The organism is Colwellia sp. Bg11-12 (assembly GCF_014076955.1).
GTDB lineage: Bacteria > Pseudomonadota > Gammaproteobacteria > Enterobacterales > Alteromonadaceae > Colwellia_A.
In genome coordinates this window covers 113881-137137 of the sequence record NZ_JACGUZ010000086.1, presented here as the reverse complement: position 1 = coordinate 137137, position 23257 = coordinate 113881, and the positions used below count along the sequence as shown (strand labels likewise).

The following is a 23257-nucleotide window of genomic DNA, read 5'->3' as shown; positions in this document are numbered from 1 at the left end:
CCCATCGTTATGATCAAAATAACTCGACATCACCTTCAACCGGTGATTGGTCAATAAGACTACGATAAGCAATCTCTCTACGTACAATCGTATCGTTATGTAAATTATCAATCGTTTTCACAAAAGCTCGGCCACTGATAGGTTCAAATAAAATTTTTCGTGGATAAAAAGAACCTAAGTCTGAACTTTCTACGGGGATGCCCTCATCAGCTAAATATTTTAAAACAAAGCTAATATTTTTCTCCCCTACATCAGACATTTTCTTTAATACTTTACCTCCACCAAACACTTTTGCTCGTAAATTTATTTTTCGGCCCCCATTTTTTAAAATCATATTGATAAGATGTTCCATCGCAAAGTTGCCATAACGAGTAGCATCCGATGCCATACCTCGTTGCCCCCAATCGACCTCATGTGCTTCTTTGTCGGTAAGCGGTAGCATAAAATGATTCATCCCACCGATCCCGCTTTGTTCATCCCAGATGCAGGCTGAAATACAAGAGCCTAAAGTTGTTGCAATAGCGACATTATCTCGGGTCATATAAAACTCGCCAGGAAGAATTTTAGCAATCACTTGTTTTCTGTTCTTATCCCAGTAATGATTTACATGAGCAAATTCTGGTAAGCAATTTTGTAAACATTGCTCAACATGACTGTTGTTCTGTCGATTTAACACCATAGTTTTTTATTCACTTGTATAGAGCGACTAAAATGCTTTTCTAAAAATGGTACGTCCGACACTTTCAAAATGTGCTTGGTATTTACCTAAATTTTCACTGTGTCCTAAAATAAGTAAACCACCTGGCGCTAACATTTCATAATAACGGGCAAATAATTCTTGTTGCGTTTTTTTATCAAAATAGATAATAACGTTGCGACAAAAAATAATATCGAATGGCCCTTTCATTGGCCAATCGTGTAATAAATTCAATTTTTTAAAGGTAATAAGTGCTTGTAACTGTTTTGCTACTTTTACTTTATTTTCATTAATTCCAATACCTTTATTAAAATACTTTTCTTTAAATTTTCTTGGTATATCTTCAACACGTCGCTCGTCATAAGTACCTTTTTTACCCGTTTCTAAGACATTACTATCAATGTCTGTCGCGAGTATCTTTACATCCCATTGACTTAAATGACTTTTCATTGCTTCAAGTACGGTAATAGCAATACTGTAAGGCTCTTCACCCGTAGAGCTTGCCGACGACCAAATACGGAGTCGTTTAAGGCCCGGTGAATTATTTCGCATCAACGTTGGTAGCTCATGTTGAGACATATAATCAAAATGATGTTGTTCTCGAAAAAAACTGGTTAAATTTGTGGTGATTGCATTGATAAAGTAGTCTTTCTCTTTTTCAATATTTGCCTTTAACAATTCGCAATAAGCCGTAAAAGATGAAATTTTACGTTCGCGAATAATGCGAGTCAGCCGTCGATAAACCATTTCTTTTTTGCTGGCATTGAGCACAATACCAGCAGTGTCATATACAAATTGACAAAGAAAATTAAAGTTATCGTTACTTAATTGAAACGCTTTATCGCGTTGCATCACTTAGAATATACCCTAGAACTCTTCCCATTCTTGATCAGATGCTGTTTTTGGTCGGACAGTGCTTGCTCTAGGTGCTGGTCTTGTGGGTTGTCTACTCGACGGTTGTCTGCTTGTTTGCCTTCTACTTGCTGGCGATGAACGACGCACAGGCGTTTTAATTTCTGGCTCGTCATCTTCACCCGTATTAAAGAAAGCAACTTGGTCAAGAAGCGCTTGAGACTGTTCTTCCATTGACTTACTCGAAGCGGCGGCCTCTTCTACTAATGCAGCATTTTGTTGCGTCATTTCATCCATCTGGCTAACCGCTGCACTGACTTCGCCAATACCCGCTGATTGTTCTTTACCGGCACTGTCAATATCGCCAATCATTTTACTGACTTCTTCGATAGCATTCACAAGCTCTGTAAAAGTTTGCCCTGTTTCATCAACGAGCTTAGTACCTTGTCCTACTGCTTCTACGCTGTCGTTTATCAAGCCTTTAATTTCTTTAGCTGCGCCTGCTGAACGTTGTGCTAAGTTACGAACCTCTGCGGCAACCACTGCAAAACCACGACCTTGCTCGCCCGCTCTCGCAGCTTCTACCGCGGCATTGAGTGCTAACAGATTGGTTTGAAAGGCAATTTCATCAATAACACTAATAATATCAGCAATTTTTTTGCTCGACTTATTAATATCACTCATCGCGGTGATAGCATTTTTAACAACAGCGCCACCATTACTCGCTTTGTCCATAACAGAGGCTGACAATTTACTTGCTTCTGATGCATTTTCTGCATTTTGTTGTACGGTACTGGTTAATTCTTCCATAGCTGAAGCGGTTTCTTCAAGGCTAGAAGCTTGTGATTCTGTTCTGTGGCTCAGTTCATTATTTCCTTCAGCAAGCTCACGCGCTGAATCAAAAACATGCGTTGATGCGCTACGTATATCCCCAACCATATTACTCAACACATCAATAAACTCATTAATAGATGTGCCAATAATACTAAATTCACCGACTAACTCTGTTTCAATATATTGCGTTAAGTCACCTTCAGATAAGGTCATCAAGGTTTCTTTAATTTGAGCAATAGCTTGTTTTCGCCCGGTAATGTCTGATGCATACTTAACCACTTTCATGGTATTACCATTTAAATCTAAAATCGGATTATAAGACGCTTGGATCCAAACTTCTTTACCCCCTTTACCTATACGCAGATATTCGCCACTGTCGAATTCACCACGATTAAGTTTTTGCCAAAATTGCTGATATTCAATACTCGATTTATGGGCAGCTTCAACAAATAAGCTATGGTGTTGCCCTTGTATTTCACTAAGCGTGTAGCCTAACGCTGACAAAAAATTGTCATTGGCAGTGATAATGGTGCCGTCCATATTAAATTCAATCACCGCTTGTGACTTACTAATGGCAGATATTTGTCCAGAAAAGTCGGCATTTATTAATTTTTGAGCGGTTACGTCAGTGGCAAATTTTACAACTTTAAAGGGTTTACCATTTAAATCTAAAATAGGATTATAAGACGCTTGTATCCAAACCTCTTTCCCCCCTTTTCCTAAACGCTTATATTCTTTTGATTCATACTCACCACGATTTAAACTTTCCCAAAATAGTCGATATTCCACACTTGCTTTAAAATCAGGTTCGACAAACATGCTGTGGTGCTGACCTTGCACTTCTTCTAAATTGTAACCTAACGTTGATAAAAAGTTTTCATTGGCGGTAATAATAGTACCATCCATATTAAATTCGATAACGGCTTGTGCTTTATTAATCGCTTCGATTTGTCCTGAAAAATCTGCGTTTTTTAGTTTTTGAGCCGTTATATCGGTTGCAAACTTAATGACTTTATAGGGTTTACCCTCGGCATCAAGAATTGGATTATAAGACGCTTGTATCCAAACTTCTTTGCCACCTTTTCCTAAGCGTTTATATTCTTTAGATTCAAACTCTCCACGATTTAAGTTTTCCCAAAAAGCCCGATATTCTGCGCTTATTTTAAATTCATGGTCGACAAACATACTGTGGTGCTGACCCTGAACTTCTTCTAAGCTGTAACCTAAGGTCGATAAAAAGTTTTCATTAGCGGTAATAATAGTACCGTCCATATTAAATTCAATCAGTGCTTGAACTCTATTAATCGCTTCTATCTGAGCCAGCATATCTGAGAACTGCAATTCTTTAGTTTGCTCAACTGAAATTTCGGTATCTTTATCCATGGTCGTATCATTCCCTATCGATTTAATTTTATCTTTTGTTGTTATACGATTAAGCACTAACTCAATAATAATGCTCTCTGCTAAACCTTTAATTACTGATATCCAAGCTCTTTTGAGCGTTATTTTTAATGCTTTATCGAGTACTCGTGTTAATGTTTGCAACAGTGCAGTTTCAACATCTTCTCGGTAATCTTTTGCTGCACTTGTCTTTATTAGTGGTTGTGATTTTTCTTTTGTTGCACTCATTGGTTTTAATAAACTGATTTCACGGTCTAATAAACAGATAAAGTTTTGGTTGTCTTTCTTTGTCTCTTTAAACAACGTGGCTATTTCAGGTCTTAATGCAAATAACTGCTGATAAAACAAAGAGCCTACATTAGGTGAAAGCGTCACTACGTTTGGCCAACTTTGTTGAACTAAACTGATCTGTTTCGCCGTCATCGTTATTACTCTCTTAGTTATCTGACTATGATCTACTCTAAAAATATTTTAGTTGTCTCTTAATAACTTTATTCAATATTTACCTTTGTTTTCATTGAATAAAATCATAAACAATCAAGCCTCTTCAGCTTTATTTTCTACGTGATACAACTCGTTTTGATCTAATAAACTATGGCTGTCTAATAAAATAATAAGCCTATCCTCAATTGAGGCTAAACCTTGTAAAAAACAGCGGTCAATTTTATTACCAAAGGTAGGAGGTGTTCGTATAGATTTTTTATCGAACTTATACACTTCTGAAACAGCATCTACCACAATACCCACCACCATTGTTTTTTGACTATTTTGATTACGCAAAATAATGGTGACAGTTTGCTCGTTATAGGCGAGTGGCTCTTGCCCAAAACGCTGACGTAAATCAATTATCGGCACAATAATGCCGCGTAAGTTAATCACACCCTTTATATAATTTGGCTTGTTTGGCAGTTCGGTAACAGAACTCCAAACGCGTATTTCTTGTACACACAAAATGTCGACACCATATTCTTCGCCATTTAAAATAAAGGTGAGATACTCTTGTTCTTGTTCCATGTTATCTTCCTTTATTTAAATTAACTGATGTTTTTCAATTTCTTGTAAGGTATTTACATTAAGTAAGGTGACCACGTTTTCACCAACATTGACTAAACCGTCAAGATAATTTTGTGGTACACAACCACCAAAAGCAGGTGCAGGTTTTATTTCATTGGCTTCAACATTAAGCACGTCAGAGACGGCATCAACAACAAAACCTATCGTTCTGGTTTTATTTTCAGTCTCTACTGTTAAAACAATCACCACTGTTGTTTCGCAATAACTCGCTTCACCAATATTGAATTTCATCCGTAAATCAACAATAGGCACAATAATACCGCGCATGTTGATCACACCTTTTATGTAACAAGGTGAATTAGGGATACGCGTTGGGTTTTCCCAACTACGAATTTCTTCAACACATAAGATATCAACCGCGTATTGCTCATCAGCTAATAAAAAAGTGAGGTATTGTTCACCACTGGTTATAAAGTCAATACCTTCTAGGGAGTACTCCCCTTCAACAGGTACTTCATCTGCTAACATTTGAATATCCATTAAGAGATCACTCCTGCAGATATTGACGGGGTAACATGAGGCTGGACACTCGACTGGTGTTGTTGATTACTTTGAGCTCTTGATAGTGCCATAGCAATAATACCTGGCACGTCAAGTATCATCGCAACAGAACCATCACCAAGAATTGTTGCACCAGAAACACCTTCAACCTGCTGATAATTATCATTTAAACTTTTAATAACAACTTGCTGCTGGGCGAGTAAGTCATCGACCATCAAACCAATTTTTTGTCCATCAGCTTCTACAACAACCAGTAAACAACGTTCAATGTGTTCAAATTCACAAGGAATGTTAAATAACTGATAAATAGGGATAACGGGAACGTTGTCTTCCCTAAGTCGGTAAAGTAACATGTCACCTGAAACACGATTAATGAGTGCTTTTTGTGGCTGTAAAGATTCTACAATCGTGATTAATGGAATAATATAAACTTCCCTGCCAACCCGGACTAGCTGGCCATCAAGAATGGCCAACGTAAGTGGTAAATTCACGCGAAAAGTACTGCCTTTTCCTTGCTCAGACTCAACTTGTATTCGCCCCCCTAGCGATTGAATGTTCTTTTTAACGACATCCATACCGACGCCACGGCCTGAGATATCACTGAGTTCTTTTGCAGTAGAGAAACCAGGTTCGAAGATCAAATCAAAAACTTGACTATCAGTTAACGTCGTACTTTCATCAACCAGACCTTTTTCAAGTGCTTTATTAAAAACAGCTTGGCGGTCAATGCCACCACCATCGTCACTGATTTCAATAACAATACTGCCACCTTGATGATAGGCATCAAGTATAATTGTGCCCTTTTCAGGCTTACCGTTCGCTAATCGAACTTGTGCAGATTCAATACCATGATCAACAGCATTACGTACTAAGTGTACAAGGGGATCGCCAATTTGTTCCATCACAGTTTTATCGAGTTCTGTTTGCTCACCTTTAAGAATAAGCTCAATTTCTTTTCCTGTTTTTTTAGATAAGTCATGAACAAGTCTTGGAAAACGATTAAAAGCAAAACTAATAGGCAACATACGAATACGCATGACACTTTCTTGTAATTCTTTTGTATTTTGCAGGAGTTGCTCTAAACCCGCGTTAAGGCGTTCAACTTTTGATAAGTCAAAATCATTACCTAACTCAGACAACATCGATTGAGTAATGACAAGTTCACCTACTAAGTTGATTAAACTATCAACTTTATCAACACCTACTCGAATAGAACCTAAGTCATTTTTAGACTTGCCTGCAGGCTTATCTACATTATTTTTTTGTGAAGGTTCGGGAGTATTTGTTTCTACTTTTGATGAAGAGACACAAAGCTCACTTGCGGTTGATTCGTCACACACATCTTCAGTACTTGATACATCAGCACTTATTTCGCTGAGTTTCATTTTATCTTCTTTAGTCAGAATAAGTTCACATTCGTCTTCAACCCATTCAAAGACTTCTTTAATATCATCTTCACTCGCGTTTGAACGCAGCGTTAAATGCCAACTTAAATAAAGTTCTTCTGCATCAATATCATTAAGTGCGGGTAGTTCTTTAGCATTTGCTACGACAGTAATTTCACCTAAATCAGCTAAAGCATTGAAAAGTAATAACGGGTCATTACCTGTTTGTACTAAGTGATGCTCAGGAATGAACTTGATTTGCCACGTTGTCATATCATTATTATTTTCAGTCGCCGTATCATCAGCATTTATTGTTACCGCTTCACTAATGACACTTCCACTTGACGCTAATGTTTGCTGTAATAACCGAGAGTTTTCAGCTATTTTTTCACTGTTGCACTCGCTTTCATCTCTGATGGCTTCAATCAACAAGCGCATGCAATCAACTGACTCTAAAAGTAATTCAACATCATCGGCGTCTATTTTGCGACGACCATCACGCATTTCATCAAGCAGAGTTTCCACTAAATGCGTGAATTCTGTTACCTGATTAAAACCAAACGTCCCCGCCCCGCCTTTGATTGAGTGGGCAGCACGAAAGATTGAATTAATTGTTTCATCATCACCTTGCTCTAAATTGAGCAAGCTCGATTCCATTAATTCGAGGCCTTCAAAACTTTCTTCTAAAAAACTGGGAATAAATTGCGAGAGATCAACGCTCATAATAGCTACCTAACAACCCGTTTAATGGTTGCTAATAATTTTTCAGGGTTAAAAGGTTTGACTAACCAACCAGTGGCGCCAGCAGCTTTGCCGCGCATTTTCATATCACCCGAGCTTTCTGTGGTTAACATTAAAATCGGGGTGAATTTAAAGGTAGGTAACTTGCGCAACTCTTGGCAGAGTGTAATACCGTCCATGATGGGCATATTTACATCTGAAATAACAAGGTCAAACGTTCCACTTTGCGCTTTATTGAGGCCATCTTGACCATCTTTTGCTTCAACGGTTTCATAACCTGCACTTTTCAATGTGAAACTAACCATATCGCGAATAGAGTTAGAGTCGTCAACAACCAACACTTGGGTCATAGGTCTTTCCTTTTTAGGGTAAATATAAACGGCAAAGGCTTAATCAATATCTTATGGTAGGTCATTAAAAAGTTAAGATTAAGCATTAATATATTGATTTAAAATAGCTTCGTTAAGCCCTAGCTGCTTAACGCTTTCTTGGATAACAGAAGAAGTGGAACGCCAGTTAAGCGCTTTGTTTTGTGAAGCAATATAAGTCACTGCAGCTAACAGTAGCTGAACGCCTACTGTATCGATATGAGTGACCTCACTGTCATCAAAATTGATCTCATCATTTTGATCAATTTCTAACAGTAGCTGGGTTTTACAATCATCAACTTGAGCAATAGTTAACTGAGCGGGTAATTTGAACATTTAATCCCTTATAATGTTAAACAAAATAGATAACCTAAGAATAAAGATAAGACAAAAAAAATTAACTGCAAGTTTATTTTGATAATAAATTCACTATTTTTTAGGTGTTTACAACCTATTTTAGAATTGAATTTAAAATTCACATAAATAAAGTAAGGTTTTTTAATGAATATATTGCTTTCCCTGTTTACAATTATTATGGTTAAAAAAAGGATATATTTTGAGAACGTTAATGCCAGAAGATAATCAAAAAGTGCCTAGCCAAATTTTTCGCTGGTTTGAAAAAATGAAAAACAACTACGAGCAGAACGTTCAAAGCGTCTTACAACGATTCGAAGAATATAGCCACAGCCAACAATTAAGAATTGACCAAGCCAATCAATCGACGATTGATAACCTTAAGTCGTCTCATCAAAAGCATCTCGACCAACAAAACACACAAATTAAGCAATTAACTGATGACGTAAGTTATTACAAAGCGCAAATGGCGAAGCAGCAACAAACAATAGAGCAGCTTAACAGTCGATATGATGCGGTAATGAGCTGTTTGCTAACAGAAAAAAGAAAAGATATTGATATTAAAGATATTTTTTCTGATGAAGACATACAAAGCGATGAAAAAAATGAATTTATTGAAGGTTTGCATCTCTCGTCAAATAACAGCGAACTTAATCGTCATTTTCAACAGACCAACCAAAAGACTGTAAAGACTCATATCAATGAGAGGGGAGGAAGCATTCAAGAAGGAGTCCCTTCAGCATTGGAGCAATGTGATGACAACTTGTTCGACCAAGCCATTTTAAAAAGACAATCGGGTGATGTTAAGCAAGCATTCCAATTATTTGAACAAGCAGCAAAACTCGGTCATGCAAAATCAATGGGAGCAATGGGGCGATCATTTTTCTTAGGTGAAGGGATAGAAGAAGATCAAACAATGGGTTTAGCATGGCTTATTCATGCAGCCAATCAAGCACTACCGCAGGCAGTTGCTCGCGTGAAGTATTTTCAAGAAAATAATAATGAATTTTACCAACAGGCTTACACCGTATCGAAGCAATTATCTATTTCATAGCATAGTCATTCATGTGATTTTTAAAAGATAAATTTGTTAGCTAACCTAAACCCAATATGTATATTGTATAAAGTAACCGTGTCATAATACACACATACATACACGACTTTTGGAACATTAAATGACGCAAAAAATGACGATAGGTGTAGGTGGCTCTGATGCAGCAACTGAACTAGCTAAACTTAACAATATGACAGCTGATGTTCAGCCTATATCTTCAAACGAGTTTAAAGCACGTATTGCTAAAGCCCAACAATTAATGAAAGCTAATAATATTGAGGCGACTTACTTAGATGCGGGTACTAACCTCTATTATTTTACGGGTACTAAATGGTATGCCAGTGAGCGCATGGTGGGAGCAATAATTCCACAACAAGGCGAAATCCAGTACATTACCCCCTACTTTGAAGTAAATACCTTAAATCAGTATATGACCATAAAAGGTAAAATTAATGGTTGGCAAGAACATGAAAGTCCTTACCAATTATTTATTGAAACCTTAAAAAATATGGGCATTAACTCAGGAACCATTGCGCTTGACGAATCAACGGCATTTTTTATTGCTGACGGCATAAAACAATGCGCTGACAATAGTAATAATAATTATCAACTTATTGATGCAAAAGCAGTTACTGCTGGATGTCGTAGTGAAAAGTCTTCATTTGAAATAGCCTTATTACAAAACGCTAAAAATATGACGATGGAAGTTCATAAAGCGGTGGCAAGAATATTAACTCCAGGGATAAGTACTCAAGAAGTCACTGACTTTATTAACCAAGCACATATAAAGGTGGGTGCCCCAGCTGGTTCATACTTTTGTATCGTTTTATTTGGTGAAGATTCATCCTACCCACACGGCGTAAAAAGCCCTAAAACTTTAGAACTCAATGACATCGTGTTAATTGATACCGGTTGCCATGTAGAAGGGTATAACTCAGATATCACCAGAACCTATGTTTTTGGTGAAGCGAGCCCCCGTCAACGTGAAATGTGGCTACTTGAAAAGAATGCACAAAAAAGTGCTTTTGATGCAGCAAAGCTTGGCGTTCCTTGTGGCGATGTTGATATTGCAGCCCGTGACTATTTAGCAAGCCAAGAAATGGGTCCCGATTATCAAACACCAGGTTGTCCTCACAGAACCGGCCATGGTGTAGGTTTAGACATTCATGAATGGCCTTACTTAGTGCGTAGTGATAAAACGCCGCTTACTATTGGAATGTGTTTCTCGAATGAACCCATGTTGGTATTACCGAACGAATTTGGCATTCGCCTTGAAGATCATTTTTATATGAGTGAGCACGGCGCCAAGTGGTTTACAGAGCCTTCATATTCAATTGATGATCCGTTTGGGTTAGTCAAAGGTTAGTTATCATTAAACAGGATGAGTCATCATATTTGTTGTTGACTCATTCTGTTTTTCCTTATCTTTAGAGTAATATTGTCGCATTAGCCAAATAATTGTTTGGCTAATGGTTAAGCATTGCGTAGAATTAGTTTACTTTTAAGCCTAGGTTGAAAATTTATTACTATGCATGCTTTGTTTGAATATCTTCCTCTGGTTGTTTTTTTTATTGTTTATAAGTTTGTTGATATCTATTGGGCGACAGGTTCTCTAATCATCCTTGCTGGTGCGCAAATAATTTACTATTTAATTAAAAAAGAAACCATTCCAAAGCGTACTTTAATATTTTTTGTGCTTATTGCCGTATTTGGTGGTTTAACTATATTTTTGCACGACGATACTTTTCTTAAATGGAAAGTTACCATCATCAATTTATTTTTTGCTATTGCTCTCCTCGTTAGTGATAAAATCTTCAAAAAAAACATCATCAAAGACTTCCTCGACGAGGCATTATCTTTACCTGACAATATTTGGGGAAAACTGAATTTAGCTTGGGCTTTATTTTTTGCATTGTGCGCCGTATTAAATTTATACGTCGCCTTTAATTTTGACCAAGATACTTGGGTAAACTTTAAAGTGTTTGGTTTAACCGCTTTAATGTTCGTGTTCTCTATTGGTTCAGTTTTATTATTGTCAAAGCATTTACCCGATGATGAAGACAAGCCTAACAGTGAATGTGATAAGACAATTGAAGAAGAAAATAATCACGTAAAGTAACTATCACCCCCTAATTTGTGGAAAAAAAAATGTTTTATCTTATATATTCAGAAGACGTAGAAAATAGCTTATCATTAAGAATGTCGGTACGTGAGCAGCACTTAACACGTTTAAGAGAATTACAAGACCAAGGTCGCTTATTAATTGCTGGCCCTTGTCCAGCTATAGATAATGAAAACCCAGGAGAGGCAGGCTTTACCGGCTCTCTCATTGTTGCTGAATTTAAGAGTTTAATAGCAGCACAAGCATGGGCCGATGAAGACCCTTATATTGCAGCAGGCGTATATAAAAAGGTAACCGTAAAACCTTACAAAAAAGTACTGCCTGCATAAACTAAGTTATTTATTATAACGTTATATATAATTCCATCATTTAAGAAAGTATGTAGAAATTTAATGAAGAGTATGATGAACAAAATTTTCACTTACAGCTTAACATTAGCATTTTGCTTTTTTTCGACAGTTAGCTACGCAAAAAAGTCGATTGAACACTGTGAAGCAACACAAAATACCACATCAGGATTATCAAGCTGTTTAGATGTAGTCAAAGAAGCGGTAGACAGAGAATTACAAACTTGGATAAACAACCAAGTTTTTATTCTTGAAGAATTTGCATTGGCAACAGGGCGACGAGCTGCATTAGATATGTTTAAGCGTTCTCAACGTAATTTTATCACTTTTAGAGAAAATGACTGCCGATGGCAATACCTTGCTATTTCACCTGGCACAGGTGCAGCTTCAGCCTACAAAAAATGTTATATATTAGTGAGTAAAAGTCGTATTAAAGAGCTAGAGGTCATTAACCCCTAACGCTATTATTTCAGTCTAGTACACGGCTATGTTAACCGTTACTTGGCTGAAATTATGGGACAATCGAAATATTGAATTCTGGCATTGCTTGTATAACTTTTTTCACCGTACAAGTATTTGCTGAAGCCATTAATGCTTTTTTATATTTTTCTGGGAAGTTATCGGGTAACTGAACACGTATAGAGAATTTTTTTTGATATTTATTTTCACCAATAGGGGTATCATCTTGAAAAACTTTAATGCCGTCAGTACTGATGTCACGCTGTTGACAAAACTTACGAATATAAAAAGCGGCACACAGAGGCATACTAGCAAGAAAATAATCTAAAGGCTCTGGATGATTAGCTTGACCTCCAGCGGTAATACTTTGATCACTTATAATTTCATGCTCGCCAAAAATTGCTTTAAGCTCTTGTCCCTCAAGCATGTTGACTTCAATTCTCATATTTAATATTCCTTTGAATAATGTAAGTTAATGATTAAGAATTAACGTTTAAAAATTTTTATTATTAATAATTGATAAATAACCCAATAAATAATACCAGCTATAACACCAAGAGACAGCGCAATCGCAGCAAATAGGTCAGGCGCTTTCATTAAGCTACTCATTAACGACTCTTGGTAATAAAAAAACCATTGGTGATCATCAGGAAATACCACGGTATGTAAATAATAAAAGATATCTGTGAAGCCAAAGAGCCCAAAGATAGCGAATATCACAACGGTTGGTATAATTACAGCGGTGTATTTTTGCTTTTTACCGGGCTCGGGAGATTTTACGTAGTAAATGACCCCAATCGTAATAAGCAGTAGGCAAATATTAATAACGGATACCAAGCGTAATTGGCTAACCAAATGACTAACATCTTGTAAATGCACCACCTCTGCTATTGTTAATAAAGTTTTATAGTCGTTATCTTTATTTAAATAATTTAGCGTTGCTAAGTGCTTACCGTTACTGTTAATTTCATCAACTATTTCGTTAAAACTTTGTATATGTTGTTGAGTGCTAGTGCTGGCAAAATCTTGTTTACCTTTGGTATTTTGCGGCGTATAGGTTTTTATTGTTTGTTCAATATTAAGTTGTTGATACCAAAACCCATAAAAGAAGTTAACGCTTTTATTCACTTGCCAACTTAACCCTAGTGAAAAGATTAATAAGAACAAGCAGCAGCTCAGCCATAAAATAACAGCCAGCCCCCTCTTACTTGTCAGTGAACGATTATTCATTAAAATTCATATTCAATAGCCGCACGTAAAATATGATCTTTGCTTTTACCATTAAGGCCAGTAATAAAGCCTAATTCCCACTTTAATTGTTTTTGCCCATCAAAGCGTTGTATTCCCATGAATGCCGGACCAATACCAACGTAATCTTCGCCTGAATATAATTCAATTGCTGGTTGGAACTGTGGTAACCAACGATAACGATATTGAGCACGAAATTCCATTTCTATTTCATTTTGAATGTCATTACCCCATTCATAAATCAAAAATGCATTGATACTTAAACTGGTACGGCCTATTTCTTTTTCAAACAGTAAACCTGAAGTTACTTCCCAGCTGTCTTTATTATGCTCTTTTTCAAATTCAAAAAGCATGCCCCAATCAGCCCAATATTCACCTTGTTCTGTTAACATCCAACGCGTTTCAATTTCGTAAGCAGACACACCAAAATTGCCATCGACATCACGTTCACCCACGATATAGAATTCTACCATCATATCGTCAAGTACCGACTGTCCATAAGCAAAGCGCTGAGCTAAATCATTGGTGTTATCCGTTTGGTGAGATAATAGCCGCCACTCAACTTCCTTTTCATTAGGTAAAACATAAGGATGATAAACTTTGTCGACTACAACACCATCAGCGAAGGTGAAACTGCTATAGAAACAATTAAACAGTAATGCTAAAGCATAAAGTGCTTTTTTCATGATATAACTTCCTTAAAGCGAAATAGTCGCCAAGGTTTGCTGGGGAGTTGACACCAAAAAAGTGCCGTTAGCAAAGCAGTAAAATAAAGGCCAATTTGCAGTAATGTGGGACTTGCATCGTAACCCAATAAAGCTTTCAAAAAATGTCCTAATTCAGACTTTTCTCTGACAATAAAGTTGAGATCAAAAATCATCCGGCTACTCGGTAAAAAATCAATTTGTAATAATAAATCACTCGTCTTATTCAATAATCCGCAAGCAAAAAGGATGAAAATAAGTTCAGTACTTCGAGCATAGAAACGTTCATTGAGAAACAAGCAGAAAAAATACAATAAAATACTAATGCTAATACAAATACCTACACCTAACACAACACCAATAAAAAGAGTATTAACGACATTGGCTTGCGACCAATACCCGATAAAATAAATAAGGAAAGTAGTGCCTTGAAGCATAATAAGAAATGCCAGAATAGCTGCAGCATATAAAGAGTTTTTACATTCGCTAGGGCTATCTTCAATTTTATTTGAGGTATTAATAAAGCCCAAAATCAATATATACACAAGTACATGCGTACTGGCATAAAACCATTCAAGCCCTGTATCATCAAATAATTGGCTGATCACATCGATGTAGAACCAAAGTAATAACATCAGAAAAACACCAGTGACTGCGCCACTAAATAGCGTAAAACTAGACAAGTGAAACTTACTTTTAATCGACAATAATAATGCCAGTACTATAAAAACAACGAGGCTATTACTCAAAAACAAAAGGACGGTATTAATCAACATTAAGCACCTCCAGGTTTATTTTCTGCCAGAGGTTTTACTCTTTCATTACGCTCTGGACTCGGTGTAACCACAATAGTCCCTTTCGCACTATTAGGGTTAAATTCACCAAAGAACTGATATTTTCCTTCGGGTAATGGACCAATAAAAATAACCGCTTTCTTGTTTGGAAAAATAACCTTTTCTCGATTTAAATCAAAGCTGTCAAACTCTTCAGGCGTTGTATCGCGATTATAAATAATGAGTTTAATTTTTTCATTAGGAGGAATTTTTATCACGGCAGGAAAAAACAAGTGATCTTTTAACTCTACAATGTATTCAGCACGCTTAGCCCATACATTAAGACTCAAGATTAAAGACATAAAAAGGCTAATAATACTGATTTTTTGTATAAAAACAGAACGCAATTTCACGTATTATCCTCTTGTTTTTGTTCACACTGATTTAATTTCATATTACTGAACTGAGCCTTTTGAGGAAAGGTTACTGACACTTTAAGCCCATTTAATTGTGTTGATTTTGCTAAAGTTATTTTCCCTTGATGTAATTTAACAATATGCTGAACAATGGCTAAACCTAAACCACACCCTACCACAGTTGATTGGTGGCTATCACCACCAACACGATAAAAACGGTCAAAAACCCTGTCGTATTCACTCTGTTCAATACCAGGACCAGAGTCTTCGACGATTAGCGTAAAGCTTTGTTCATTAACCCGTGTTTTCACCAATATTTGTCCACCATTGGGTGTATATTTGCAGGCATTACCAATTAAGTTTTTAACTAACGTGAGTAGAGCAAATTCATTTGCGTAAATTGTAGAAACTTGGCTTTCAAGTGAAATGTCGTGCTGATGTTTCATTATTTCAGGGTATAAATCGCTGATCACCTGTTGTAGTAAAGCCTGTAACTCAAGTTGAGTAACGGCCATAGTGAGTTGATCAGGGTTGGTACGATTAAGCGTTAATATTTGATCAACAACATGTGCCATTCGGTCAACACTTTGACCTAATTGCATAAGAGAAACTTGCCCGTCTTTGTCGAGTTTTTCACTTTGGGTCATTTGTAAATTGTGCACATTAATTTTAAGCACACTTAATGGAGTTCTAAGCTCATGCGCTGCATCTGAGGCAAAATGACGTTCACGGGTAAAAGCAGATGATAAACGCTCAAATAATAAATTAAGTGTGTGAATAACGGGTTGTAATTCTTTTGTTGATGTTTGACTTGAAAGCTTTGACAAGTCATTTATTTTTTTTTCTGAGAGTTCTCTTCGTAAAACAGTCAAGGGCTTTAAAGCCTGACGAATTGCCATGAAAATAAATAACGCAATAACGGGAATAACCAAAATAATAGGTGTCACCGCAGACAAAATGACGTCTTGTGCTAACGAAAATCTTTGTTCAAGCGGTTGAGCAACAAGCACCCTTTTATGAGGTTGTTGTTCTTTGGCTGTTTCAATAAATACTCGCCAACGCTGCCCTAGAAAATTCAGGTCAGTAAACCCCGAAGGTAAATCAGTTAATATCATCTGAGGCGCGTTATTAGTCCGTAATAATAAGGTTTCATTACTGAATAATTGATAAGCTATATGGTCAGAACGTATAACGGTTGCTTTACTTGCTGGGCTTTCAAAGGCACTTTTATTATAAGTTGCCGATGTCGCGAGTAACGTTTTCCCTATAATTTGTAATTGTTCATCAAATAAATCATTTGCCTGACTCATACTCGCCTTATAACCTTGTATAGCAGCAAGAAATGTTACCAACGTGATAATTGACAATAGTATAAGGACTAAATAACGGCGAATCGACATTAAGTTTTGTTCACCGTATAACCTACGCCTCTCACTGTTTTTATAAATTGATCAGGCAGTTTTTTTCGTAAGTTATGAATATGAACTTCTACAGCATTGCTTGCCACTTCCTCACCCCATTCATATAATCGCGATTCAATTTGTTCCCTTGATTGAATTCTACCTGCATTTTCCATTAATGCTTTTAGCACCATATATTCTTTTTTCGACGCTTTGAGTTCATCCTCTCCAATAAAAATTTTATGTGCAGTAGTGTCAATAGTCACATGTGAACAAATAATCAATGCTGATTTAGCAGTTCCCAAACGACGCTCAATCACTCTGAGACGGGCTAACAGCTCACTAATCTCAAAAGGTTTAACCAAATAATCGTCTGCGCCAAAATCTAAGCCTTTGATTTTATCTTCAAGTGAGTCTCTTGCCGTAAGAATGATCACAGGAATGCCAAGCTTGCGATCACGAGTACGCTTAAGTATTTCTAAACCGTCAATATCAGGCAAGCCTAGATCAAGAATCACTAAATCTTGATCAGGGACAGCCAGCGCTGAAATTGCCGCATTGCCATTATCAACATGATTAACAACAAAACCTTCATGGCGAAGTGACTGCTGCAACCCTAAAGCTAATGGCATGTCGTCTTCAACTAACAATATACGCATGTGTTTCCTTGAATGATTAAAACCTACAACTATTATTTATATTGATTAAAGACCACATAGATGAATTTTCGATATTTTATGAAAAATTATTTTTCTCTTCTCGCTATCTTTAAGACAAGTTTATTGCACAAAAAAAACAGTGGCCCTGCTTATATTCTCGCTCATCAGACAAAGTTTCTCCATAAAAATAAATAATGCCAAACTTAGTTATCTAACAGGTGATATATGCCAGCGCAGGATTCTCTTCGATTAAGGGGGCTGGAAAACAAAATAACAAAACTTTCTTAGGTAAAGCTTAAGGAAAAATTATTATCATCCTAGATAACAATAGCGTCAACTGTCTGTCCTTATGACTTCATTCATTGATAACACAGAGCAAAGCGTATACACCGCTTCATTCATACCTTTGTATGCCGCAAAAGTGTATGTCTCTCAATATAGCTAACATATAAATTATCAAAAAAGTGCTTGAATAAACACCACAAACGATATACTGTACGTTTATACAGTATATCGAGGTTCGAGAAATGAATTTATTAAATCACTTTAATACCAATGCGTTACCTATAAAAAATAAAAGTTTAGCTATTGAAAAACCCAATTGGTGTGATGTAAGAGTTATTGCAAATACCGTTGAAGTTTCTCAGCAGTATACTGATATATTCCAAAAACATGATCTAGATAACAAGTGGATCTTAATGATAAATCCTGAAGAAAAGCCGCTTCAACAATTATCTACCCAAGGAAAAATAGATCCTAAAAAAATTCTAAAAGTTAGTATTCATCAACGGAACATCTCACTAAAAACCATCAAAAATGCCTTAGAAAAAGGTCATTGCTCGGCGGTTATTTTATGTAATGCCACATTAGATAAATCTCAATTAACTCAATTAACTCAATTCGCTGAGAAAGGACAAACCAAATGCATTATTTTAACGAAGCAAACACAAAAACGTTTAAACCAAAACCGACTAGCAAATTACGTAACTATTTCGGACTCTTCTTTGTTATTACATTAATTTCGTTTGAAAATATTTTTCCGTTGATAAAAGAGAAAATAAAATTTTGCTCTGATAAAATAGATGAACTGCTTTTTTAGGAATATGCTTGTTTTATGCAATGCCCATGTGGTTCGAATATTAGTTTCAAACAGTGTTGTTTTTTATTCATAAATCAACAAGCGCAGGCGCGCTCACCCGAGCAATTGATGCGTTCACGTTATAGTGCTTATGCAAAAAAGTCTGCTGATTATATTTATAATACTTACGCCGAATCTAGCAGAGCACATCAGTCATTGACTGATATTCTTGCATGGGCAAAAGACACTAAATGGTTAAAACTCACCATAAATTCAGCAAGTGAATATGCTGATATTAATATTAAAAAATCAATAAACTCTGATAAAAAGGAGGATAGGTCGAACACAGTGTGTTTTTCTGCTTATTACCAACACCAAGGTACATATTTTATAATGAAAGAAACTTCACGTTTTATTGTCGAAGATAGCCAATGGCGTTATCTAGATGGTGAGGTCAGTATCAACGAAGAGTTACCTACCCCAAAAAGAAATGAATTATGTTTTTGTTATAGCAATAAAAAATTTAAACAATGCTGTGGTTCATAAAGTCAGGCAATAGCATCAAGTAAAGGAGCCTTTACTATCGTGTTATGAACAGCGTTAAGCCAACCTGTCGCGTCAAATGATAATCTTGAAGTATCTGAGTTCAACAACGTGTTATTTTTTTGCTGATCAAATTTTTTCTGACAATAAAGTGATGTATTACTTAAGACTAGCTGTGCTACATGCTTTTTATCATCACGAAAGGCGAGTGGTCTAGGTGATAATGCATTCGATAAACGTAATTCTGCTAAGTTATTTTGTTGAATAAGCTCGGCTTGATCAAACATGGCTATCGTGTGTTTTTTATCTAAGGATAAAGGCGCTTTCTCAGGAAGTTCAAAGTCTCTACGTAAACTTAAATCATTAGTCGTTTTGATATCAGCGACAGTTTTTGGCAAAGAAAATTGACTATGGCTACGTACATCGTCAGTTAACATCGCCAATAATAGAGAAAAGTCTGCACGTCGGGCACTGTGTACACTTTCATTAAGTTGTTCACCTAATTGTAATTCGTGTACCAGAATTTGACTGTCAACTGACTCTGTAAGCAATGATCTTCAACTTTATTGTTTTATATAAAGTTTATATCGACAGAATATTCATTTTAATGAGCTTAATTTTCATTTATTTACAAATTTTGCTGTTGATTAGTATTGGGGGTTAAATAAGTGTCTAATTCTCTTCACTCGCAATTAATAATAACCTTCGATGATAACTTCTGGTAGCATGTGAAAAAAATTAATACTGAGTGTTTTTATGAAAATCATTAGCTTTAACATTAATGGCCTCCGCGCGCGTTTACATCAACTTCAAGCCATAATAGATAAACATCAACCTGATATTATTGGCTTACAAGAAATCAAAGTTCATAATGATGCATTTCCTATAGAAGCTGTTGAAGCGATGGGCTATCACGTTTATTTTCATGGTCAAAAAGCACATTATGGTGTTGCTATGTTATGTAAAAAAGAACCTAGTATTATAAAGATGGGGTTCCCGAGCGATACAGACGATGCTCAAAAGCGCATGATCATGGTTGAAACTACCAATGAGCAAGGTGAAAAAGTAACGATACTTAACGGTTACTTTCCACAAGGGGATAATATTGCCCATGAAACTAAGTACCCTTACAAGCGCCAGTTTTATAAAGATTTAATGACTTATTTAAATGAAAATCACACACCTGAAGAGCACGTGGTTATTATGGGAGACATTAATATTTCCCCAATTGATTTAGATATTGGTATTGGTGAACCCAACCAAAAACGTTGGTTAAAAACAGGAAAGTGTAGCTTTCAACCAGAAGAACGAGAATGGCTTGCCACCTTAATGAATTGGGGCTTTAAAGATACCTTCAGAGATTTACACCCGACGAAAACAGAACGTTACTCGTGGTTTGATTATCGCTCAAAAGGCTTTGTTGATAACCGTGGTTTACGTATTGATGTCGTATTAGCGACTCATAAAATGGCAGCAACGTGTATCGAAGCTGATGTTGACTACGAATTACGTGGTATTGAAAAACCTTCAGATCATGCCCCTATTTGGTCAACTTTTAAGTAAATATTATGTTCCCTGCCCAATATATTTGTCCAATTTGCAAAAAGTCATTAACGTTGAAAAGCAAAAGCTATCGTTGTGAAAACAATCATAGCTTTGATGAGGCTAAAGAAGGTTATGTAAACTTATTGCCTGTTCAATATAAACATTCAAAAGATCCTGGTGACAATAAAGCCATGGTTAATGCTCGCCGTGCATTTTTAGATAAAGGCTTTTATCAACCTCTTGCTAACGAATTACAGTCGCTTTATCAACAATATGGTGATTTAACAGAGCCTGTATTTGATGCTGGCTGCGGTGAAGGGTTTTACACTCAGCAGTATGTAAAGCCAACAAATAATGTTTACGGTATTGATATTGCTAAAAATGCCGTTAAAAATGCCGCTAAAAAATACCAAGATTGTCAATTTAGCGTCGGCACATTGTCACAGTTACCTTTTAGTGAAAATTACTTTTCTTGGATTAACTCTATTTATGCGCCTATTCTCGAACAAGAGTTCACGAGAGTATTAGCAGACAAAGGCTATTTAGTCACAGTAACGCCAGCAAAAAATCATTTAATTGAGTTGAAGGCATTAATATACAGAGATGCTAAGCAGCATGATATCAGTAAAAGTCCTATTGAACATTTAACATTAATTGAGCAAAAAGAAGTAAATTATGTGATGGAGTTTACCCAAGGTGAAGACATCATTAACTTGTTGGCTATGACCCCTTTTGCCTTTAAAACAAGTGAAAGTTTGCTTGACGACTTAAAAGCGAGAGATAACTTTACTTGCCAAGCAGACTTTTTAATACGTCTTTATCAAAATACGGTTCACTAATTTTAACGGGACAATGAAGTAATCAAAATGTAGAGTTTTGAGATTGGTGGCTAATATTAAGTAGCTTTGCTAAATCAATAAAACGTGGTTTATGCACTGATAACTTTATTGAACCACCCGCTTCATTAACTTTAGCGACACTTTCTTTATACCAAGAAGCCAGAGCTACAGGTAAAAACTTATCAGCTTTAAGACCTAGCATTAACAATGCCTGTACCGGAATACTTAAAATAAATAAACTATAAACTAAAGCTTGGGGCAATAAAGTCATTGAACCAAAATAAAGTTGCATGATAAACGAAAATAGCGCAATTCCCGGTAAATAACGGAAAACCAAACGGCTAATTTGTATGGCTTGATATTCGGCAAAATAATTACCTAATTCAGCTCGCTGAGGCCAAAGTTGCATGTACTTTCGACCTAGCTTGATTAGTTCTACTACACTCATATTCATAGGCGACACACTATAACAACTGTTATTTAAAAGATAGCACAAAGTTGTAACTAGTTTTAATGAAATAACCGCAAAGTGACTTTCCTTAGTTTATATCAATATTTCGCCGGTATAATTGGTCTATAATCATTTCCATTAACGTATTGTAATAAAACACTTAACCCCTTTTAAATGAGCATTAAATAATACAATGAAAAAAAATCTAATTTTAGTGTTAAATTGCGGAAGTTCTTCCCTAAAGTTTTCTTTAATAGAGCCTGAAAACGGTGAAACAGTGCTTTCAGGACTAGCCGAACGCTTATTATCTGACCAAGCAAGTATAAAAATCAAATATCAGGGGCAAACAACAAAAAGTATATTATCTAGCCCATTTGATCATCAAACAGCGATACTCACTTTAGTTGAAGCATTAGCCTTGTATAAACTGAATTTACAAATTTTTGCGATAGGCCACCGTGTTGTTCATGGCGGGGAAAGCTATTGCACGCCTACATTAGTTACCGATGAGGTAAAAAAATTAATCGATAATTTATCTCGACTTGCACCCTTACACAACTTTGCAAACTTAATCGGTATTAACGCGGCAGAAGCTGTTTTTTCAAATTTACCTCAAGTAGTTGTTTTTGATACCGCATTTCATCAAACTATGCCAGAAAAAGCTTATATTTATGGTATTCCCTACGCCCTTTACCAAGAAAATGGCATTCGCCGGTATGGTTTTCATGGTACTAGCCATTATTTTGTTGCACAAGAAGCCGCAAAAAAACTTAATAAACCGCTCAACGAAGGTAATTTCATCAGTGCTCATTTAGGTAATGGTTGCAGCGTTTCAGCGATTAAAAATGGGCAGAGTGTCGATACAAGTTTAGGCTTTACACCACTTGAAGGCGTTATGATGGGAACACGCAGTGGCGATGTCGACCCTGGTATTATTTTCTACCTCATCAATCAATTAGGTTATACCACAGAGCAAGTGAGTCATTTGCTGCATAAAGAAAGTGGTCTACTAGGGGTTTCAGGTTTAAGCAACGATTGCCGTGAAATTGAAGATGCTTGGTTGAAAGATAAGAATCCACGAGCAAAGTTAGCATTAGACATATTTTGCTACCGAATCGCAAAATCAATTGCTTCATTTACTGCCAGCTTGACTTCACTAGATGCCTTAATCTTCACTGGTGGCATAGGAGAAAATTCAGCGCTTATTCGTGAAAGTATTATTGAACAACTTAGCCTACTTAATTTTTGGGTCTCTAATGAAAAAAACATAGCATGTCGCTTTGGTCAAGCAGGTCATATAAATACTGAAAATTCTCGTCAAATCTTAGTTATCCCAACCAATGAAGAATGGGTTATTGCCGAGCAAACCTCACAACTTTTATTAAATAAATTACCCGATAAGGAATAAAGCG

The 23257-nt window shown here is 36.3% G+C and carries 27 protein-coding genes; 10 read left to right on the top strand and 17 right to left on the bottom strand.

Going from position 1 to position 23257, the window contains the following annotated elements; translation table 11 throughout:
- Positions 1-13: 13 nt before the first annotated feature.
- From cheD to H4J39_RS18595, 8 genes are all read right to left on the bottom strand, one after another.
- Positions 14-679 carry a chemoreceptor glutamine deamidase CheD gene (gene cheD, locus H4J39_RS18630; protein ID WP_182229822.1) on the bottom strand — a complete coding sequence of 222 codons (666 nt, stop codon included), beginning with the start codon at positions 677-679 and terminating at the stop codon, positions 14-16.
- A 27-nt stretch (positions 680-706) separates the two neighbouring features.
- Positions 707-1549 carry a protein-glutamate O-methyltransferase CheR gene (locus H4J39_RS18625; RefSeq protein ID WP_182229821.1) on the bottom strand — a complete coding sequence of 281 codons (843 nt, stop codon included), beginning with the start codon at positions 1547-1549 and terminating at the stop codon, positions 707-709.
- Positions 1550-1564: 15 nt separating this feature from the next.
- Entirely contained in the window at positions 1565-4207 is a 2643-nt protein-coding gene (locus tag H4J39_RS18620) for a methyl-accepting chemotaxis protein (protein ID WP_182229820.1), read from the bottom strand.
- 114 nt (positions 4208-4321) lie between these two features.
- Complete coding sequence (locus H4J39_RS18615) at positions 4322-4798, bottom strand: chemotaxis protein CheW (protein ID WP_182229819.1); 477 nt, start codon at positions 4796-4798, stop codon at positions 4322-4324.
- 15 nt (positions 4799-4813) lie between these two features.
- Positions 4814-5338 carry a chemotaxis protein CheW gene (locus H4J39_RS18610; RefSeq protein WP_182229818.1) on the bottom strand — a complete coding sequence of 175 codons (525 nt, stop codon included), beginning with the start codon at positions 5336-5338 and terminating at the stop codon, positions 4814-4816.
- A complete protein-coding gene (locus H4J39_RS18605; protein WP_182229817.1) occupies positions 5338-7467 on the bottom strand; it encodes a chemotaxis protein CheA in 2130 nt (709 codons plus the stop codon). Before H4J39_RS18605 ends, H4J39_RS18610 begins: the two co-directional genes overlap by 1 nt.
- 5 nt (positions 7468-7472) lie before the next feature.
- On the bottom strand, positions 7473-7835 hold the full coding sequence (locus tag H4J39_RS18600) for a response regulator (RefSeq protein ID WP_182229816.1): 363 nt from the start codon (positions 7833-7835) through the stop codon (positions 7473-7475).
- Positions 7836-7913: 78 nt separating this feature from the next.
- On the bottom strand, positions 7914-8189 hold the full coding sequence (locus H4J39_RS18595; protein ID WP_182229815.1) for a lipid asymmetry maintenance protein MlaB: 276 nt from the start codon (positions 8187-8189) through the stop codon (positions 7914-7916).
- Positions 8190-8409: 220 nt separating this feature from the next.
- Here H4J39_RS18595 and H4J39_RS18590 point away from each other — a divergent pair, with 220 nt between their 5' ends.
- The 5 genes from H4J39_RS18590 (at position 8410) to H4J39_RS18570 (ending at position 12189) form a co-directional block, all read left to right on the top strand.
- Positions 8410-9261: a tetratricopeptide repeat protein gene (locus H4J39_RS18590; RefSeq protein WP_182229814.1), complete on the top strand. Its 852-nt coding sequence runs from the start codon at positions 8410-8412 to the stop codon at positions 9259-9261.
- 133 nt (positions 9262-9394) lie between these two features.
- Positions 9395-10627 carry a Xaa-Pro peptidase family protein gene (locus tag H4J39_RS18585; RefSeq protein WP_182229875.1) on the top strand — a complete coding sequence of 411 codons (1233 nt, stop codon included), beginning with the start codon at positions 9395-9397 and terminating at the stop codon, positions 10625-10627.
- Between the two features lie 162 nt (positions 10628-10789).
- Complete coding sequence (locus tag H4J39_RS18580; RefSeq protein ID WP_182229813.1) at positions 10790-11380, top strand: septation protein A; 591 nt, start codon at positions 10790-10792, stop codon at positions 11378-11380.
- Positions 11381-11409: 29 nt separating this feature from the next.
- Complete coding sequence (locus H4J39_RS18575; RefSeq protein ID WP_182229812.1) at positions 11410-11712, top strand: YciI family protein; 303 nt, start codon at positions 11410-11412, stop codon at positions 11710-11712.
- 72 nt (positions 11713-11784) lie between these two features.
- Positions 11785-12189 carry a lysozyme inhibitor LprI family protein gene (locus H4J39_RS18570; RefSeq protein ID WP_182229811.1) on the top strand — a complete coding sequence of 135 codons (405 nt, stop codon included), beginning with the start codon at positions 11785-11787 and terminating at the stop codon, positions 12187-12189.
- 52 nt (positions 12190-12241) lie between these two features.
- Here H4J39_RS18570 and H4J39_RS18565 read toward each other — a convergent pair whose 3' ends face one another.
- Genes H4J39_RS18565 through H4J39_RS18535 form a run of 7 tightly spaced genes read right to left on the bottom strand, consistent with a single transcriptional unit; the run spans position 12242 to position 17389 of the window.
- The gene (locus H4J39_RS18565) at positions 12242-12634 is read right to left on the bottom strand and encodes an OsmC family protein (RefSeq protein ID WP_182229810.1); all 393 of its coding nucleotides are present in this window, start codon (positions 12632-12634) and stop codon (positions 12242-12244) included.
- A gap of 41 nt (positions 12635-12675) precedes the next feature.
- Positions 12676-13419 (bottom strand): DUF1461 domain-containing protein, encoded by a 744-nt coding sequence (locus H4J39_RS18560; RefSeq protein ID WP_182229809.1) that lies wholly within the window; start codon positions 13417-13419, stop codon positions 12676-12678.
- Positions 13419-14123 carry a hypothetical protein gene (locus tag H4J39_RS18555; RefSeq protein WP_182229808.1) on the bottom strand — a complete coding sequence of 235 codons (705 nt, stop codon included), beginning with the start codon at positions 14121-14123 and terminating at the stop codon, positions 13419-13421. Before H4J39_RS18555 ends, H4J39_RS18560 begins: the two co-directional genes overlap by 1 nt.
- A complete protein-coding gene (locus tag H4J39_RS18550; RefSeq protein WP_182229807.1) occupies positions 14120-14917 on the bottom strand; it encodes a hypothetical protein in 798 nt (265 codons plus the stop codon). Before H4J39_RS18550 ends, H4J39_RS18555 begins: the two co-directional genes overlap by 4 nt.
- A complete protein-coding gene (locus tag H4J39_RS18545) occupies positions 14917-15276 on the bottom strand; it encodes a cupredoxin domain-containing protein (RefSeq protein WP_182229874.1) in 360 nt (119 codons plus the stop codon). Before H4J39_RS18545 ends, H4J39_RS18550 begins: the two co-directional genes overlap by 1 nt.
- 47 nt (positions 15277-15323) lie before the next feature.
- Entirely contained in the window at positions 15324-16730 is a 1407-nt protein-coding gene (locus H4J39_RS18540; protein ID WP_182229806.1) for an ATP-binding protein, read from the bottom strand.
- A complete protein-coding gene (locus H4J39_RS18535; RefSeq protein ID WP_182229805.1) occupies positions 16730-17389 on the bottom strand; it encodes a response regulator transcription factor in 660 nt (219 codons plus the stop codon). Before H4J39_RS18535 ends, H4J39_RS18540 begins: the two co-directional genes overlap by 1 nt.
- Positions 17390-17916: 527 nt before the next feature.
- Between H4J39_RS18535 and H4J39_RS18530 the strand changes: the two genes are divergently transcribed.
- Together H4J39_RS18530 and H4J39_RS18525 are read left to right on the top strand one after the other, a co-directional pair.
- On the top strand, positions 17917-18408 hold the full coding sequence (locus tag H4J39_RS18530; protein ID WP_182229804.1) for a hypothetical protein: 492 nt from the start codon (positions 17917-17919) through the stop codon (positions 18406-18408).
- Positions 18409-18503: 95 nt separating this feature from the next.
- Positions 18504-19013: a YchJ family protein gene (locus tag H4J39_RS18525; protein ID WP_182229803.1), complete on the top strand. Its 510-nt coding sequence runs from the start codon at positions 18504-18506 to the stop codon at positions 19011-19013.
- 2 nt (positions 19014-19015) lie between these two features.
- On the opposite strand, the gene H4J39_RS18520 is transcribed toward H4J39_RS18525, so the two are convergent.
- Positions 19016-19561 carry a VC2046/SO_2500 family protein gene (locus H4J39_RS18520; RefSeq protein ID WP_182229802.1) on the bottom strand — a complete coding sequence of 182 codons (546 nt, stop codon included), beginning with the start codon at positions 19559-19561 and terminating at the stop codon, positions 19016-19018.
- 205 nt (positions 19562-19766) lie between these two features.
- Between H4J39_RS18520 and xthA the strand changes: the two genes are divergently transcribed.
- Together xthA and rlmA are read left to right on the top strand one after the other, a co-directional pair.
- A complete protein-coding gene (xthA, locus tag H4J39_RS18515; protein WP_182229801.1) occupies positions 19767-20573 on the top strand; it encodes an exodeoxyribonuclease III in 807 nt (268 codons plus the stop codon).
- Positions 20574-20578: 5 nt separating this feature from the next.
- Positions 20579-21394 carry a 23S rRNA (guanine(745)-N(1))-methyltransferase gene (gene rlmA, locus H4J39_RS18510; RefSeq protein ID WP_182229800.1) on the top strand — a complete coding sequence of 272 codons (816 nt, stop codon included), beginning with the start codon at positions 20579-20581 and terminating at the stop codon, positions 21392-21394.
- A gap of 22 nt (positions 21395-21416) precedes the next feature.
- Here rlmA and yfbV read toward each other — a convergent pair whose 3' ends face one another.
- Positions 21417-21842 carry a terminus macrodomain insulation protein YfbV gene (gene yfbV / locus H4J39_RS18505; RefSeq protein ID WP_259368891.1) on the bottom strand — a complete coding sequence of 142 codons (426 nt, stop codon included), beginning with the start codon at positions 21840-21842 and terminating at the stop codon, positions 21417-21419.
- Positions 21843-22038: 196 nt separating this feature from the next.
- Between yfbV and H4J39_RS18500 the strand changes: the two genes are divergently transcribed.
- The gene (locus tag H4J39_RS18500) at positions 22039-23253 is read left to right on the top strand and encodes an acetate kinase (RefSeq protein ID WP_182229798.1); all 1215 of its coding nucleotides are present in this window, start codon (positions 22039-22041) and stop codon (positions 23251-23253) included.
- Positions 23254-23257 lie beyond the last annotated feature (4 nt).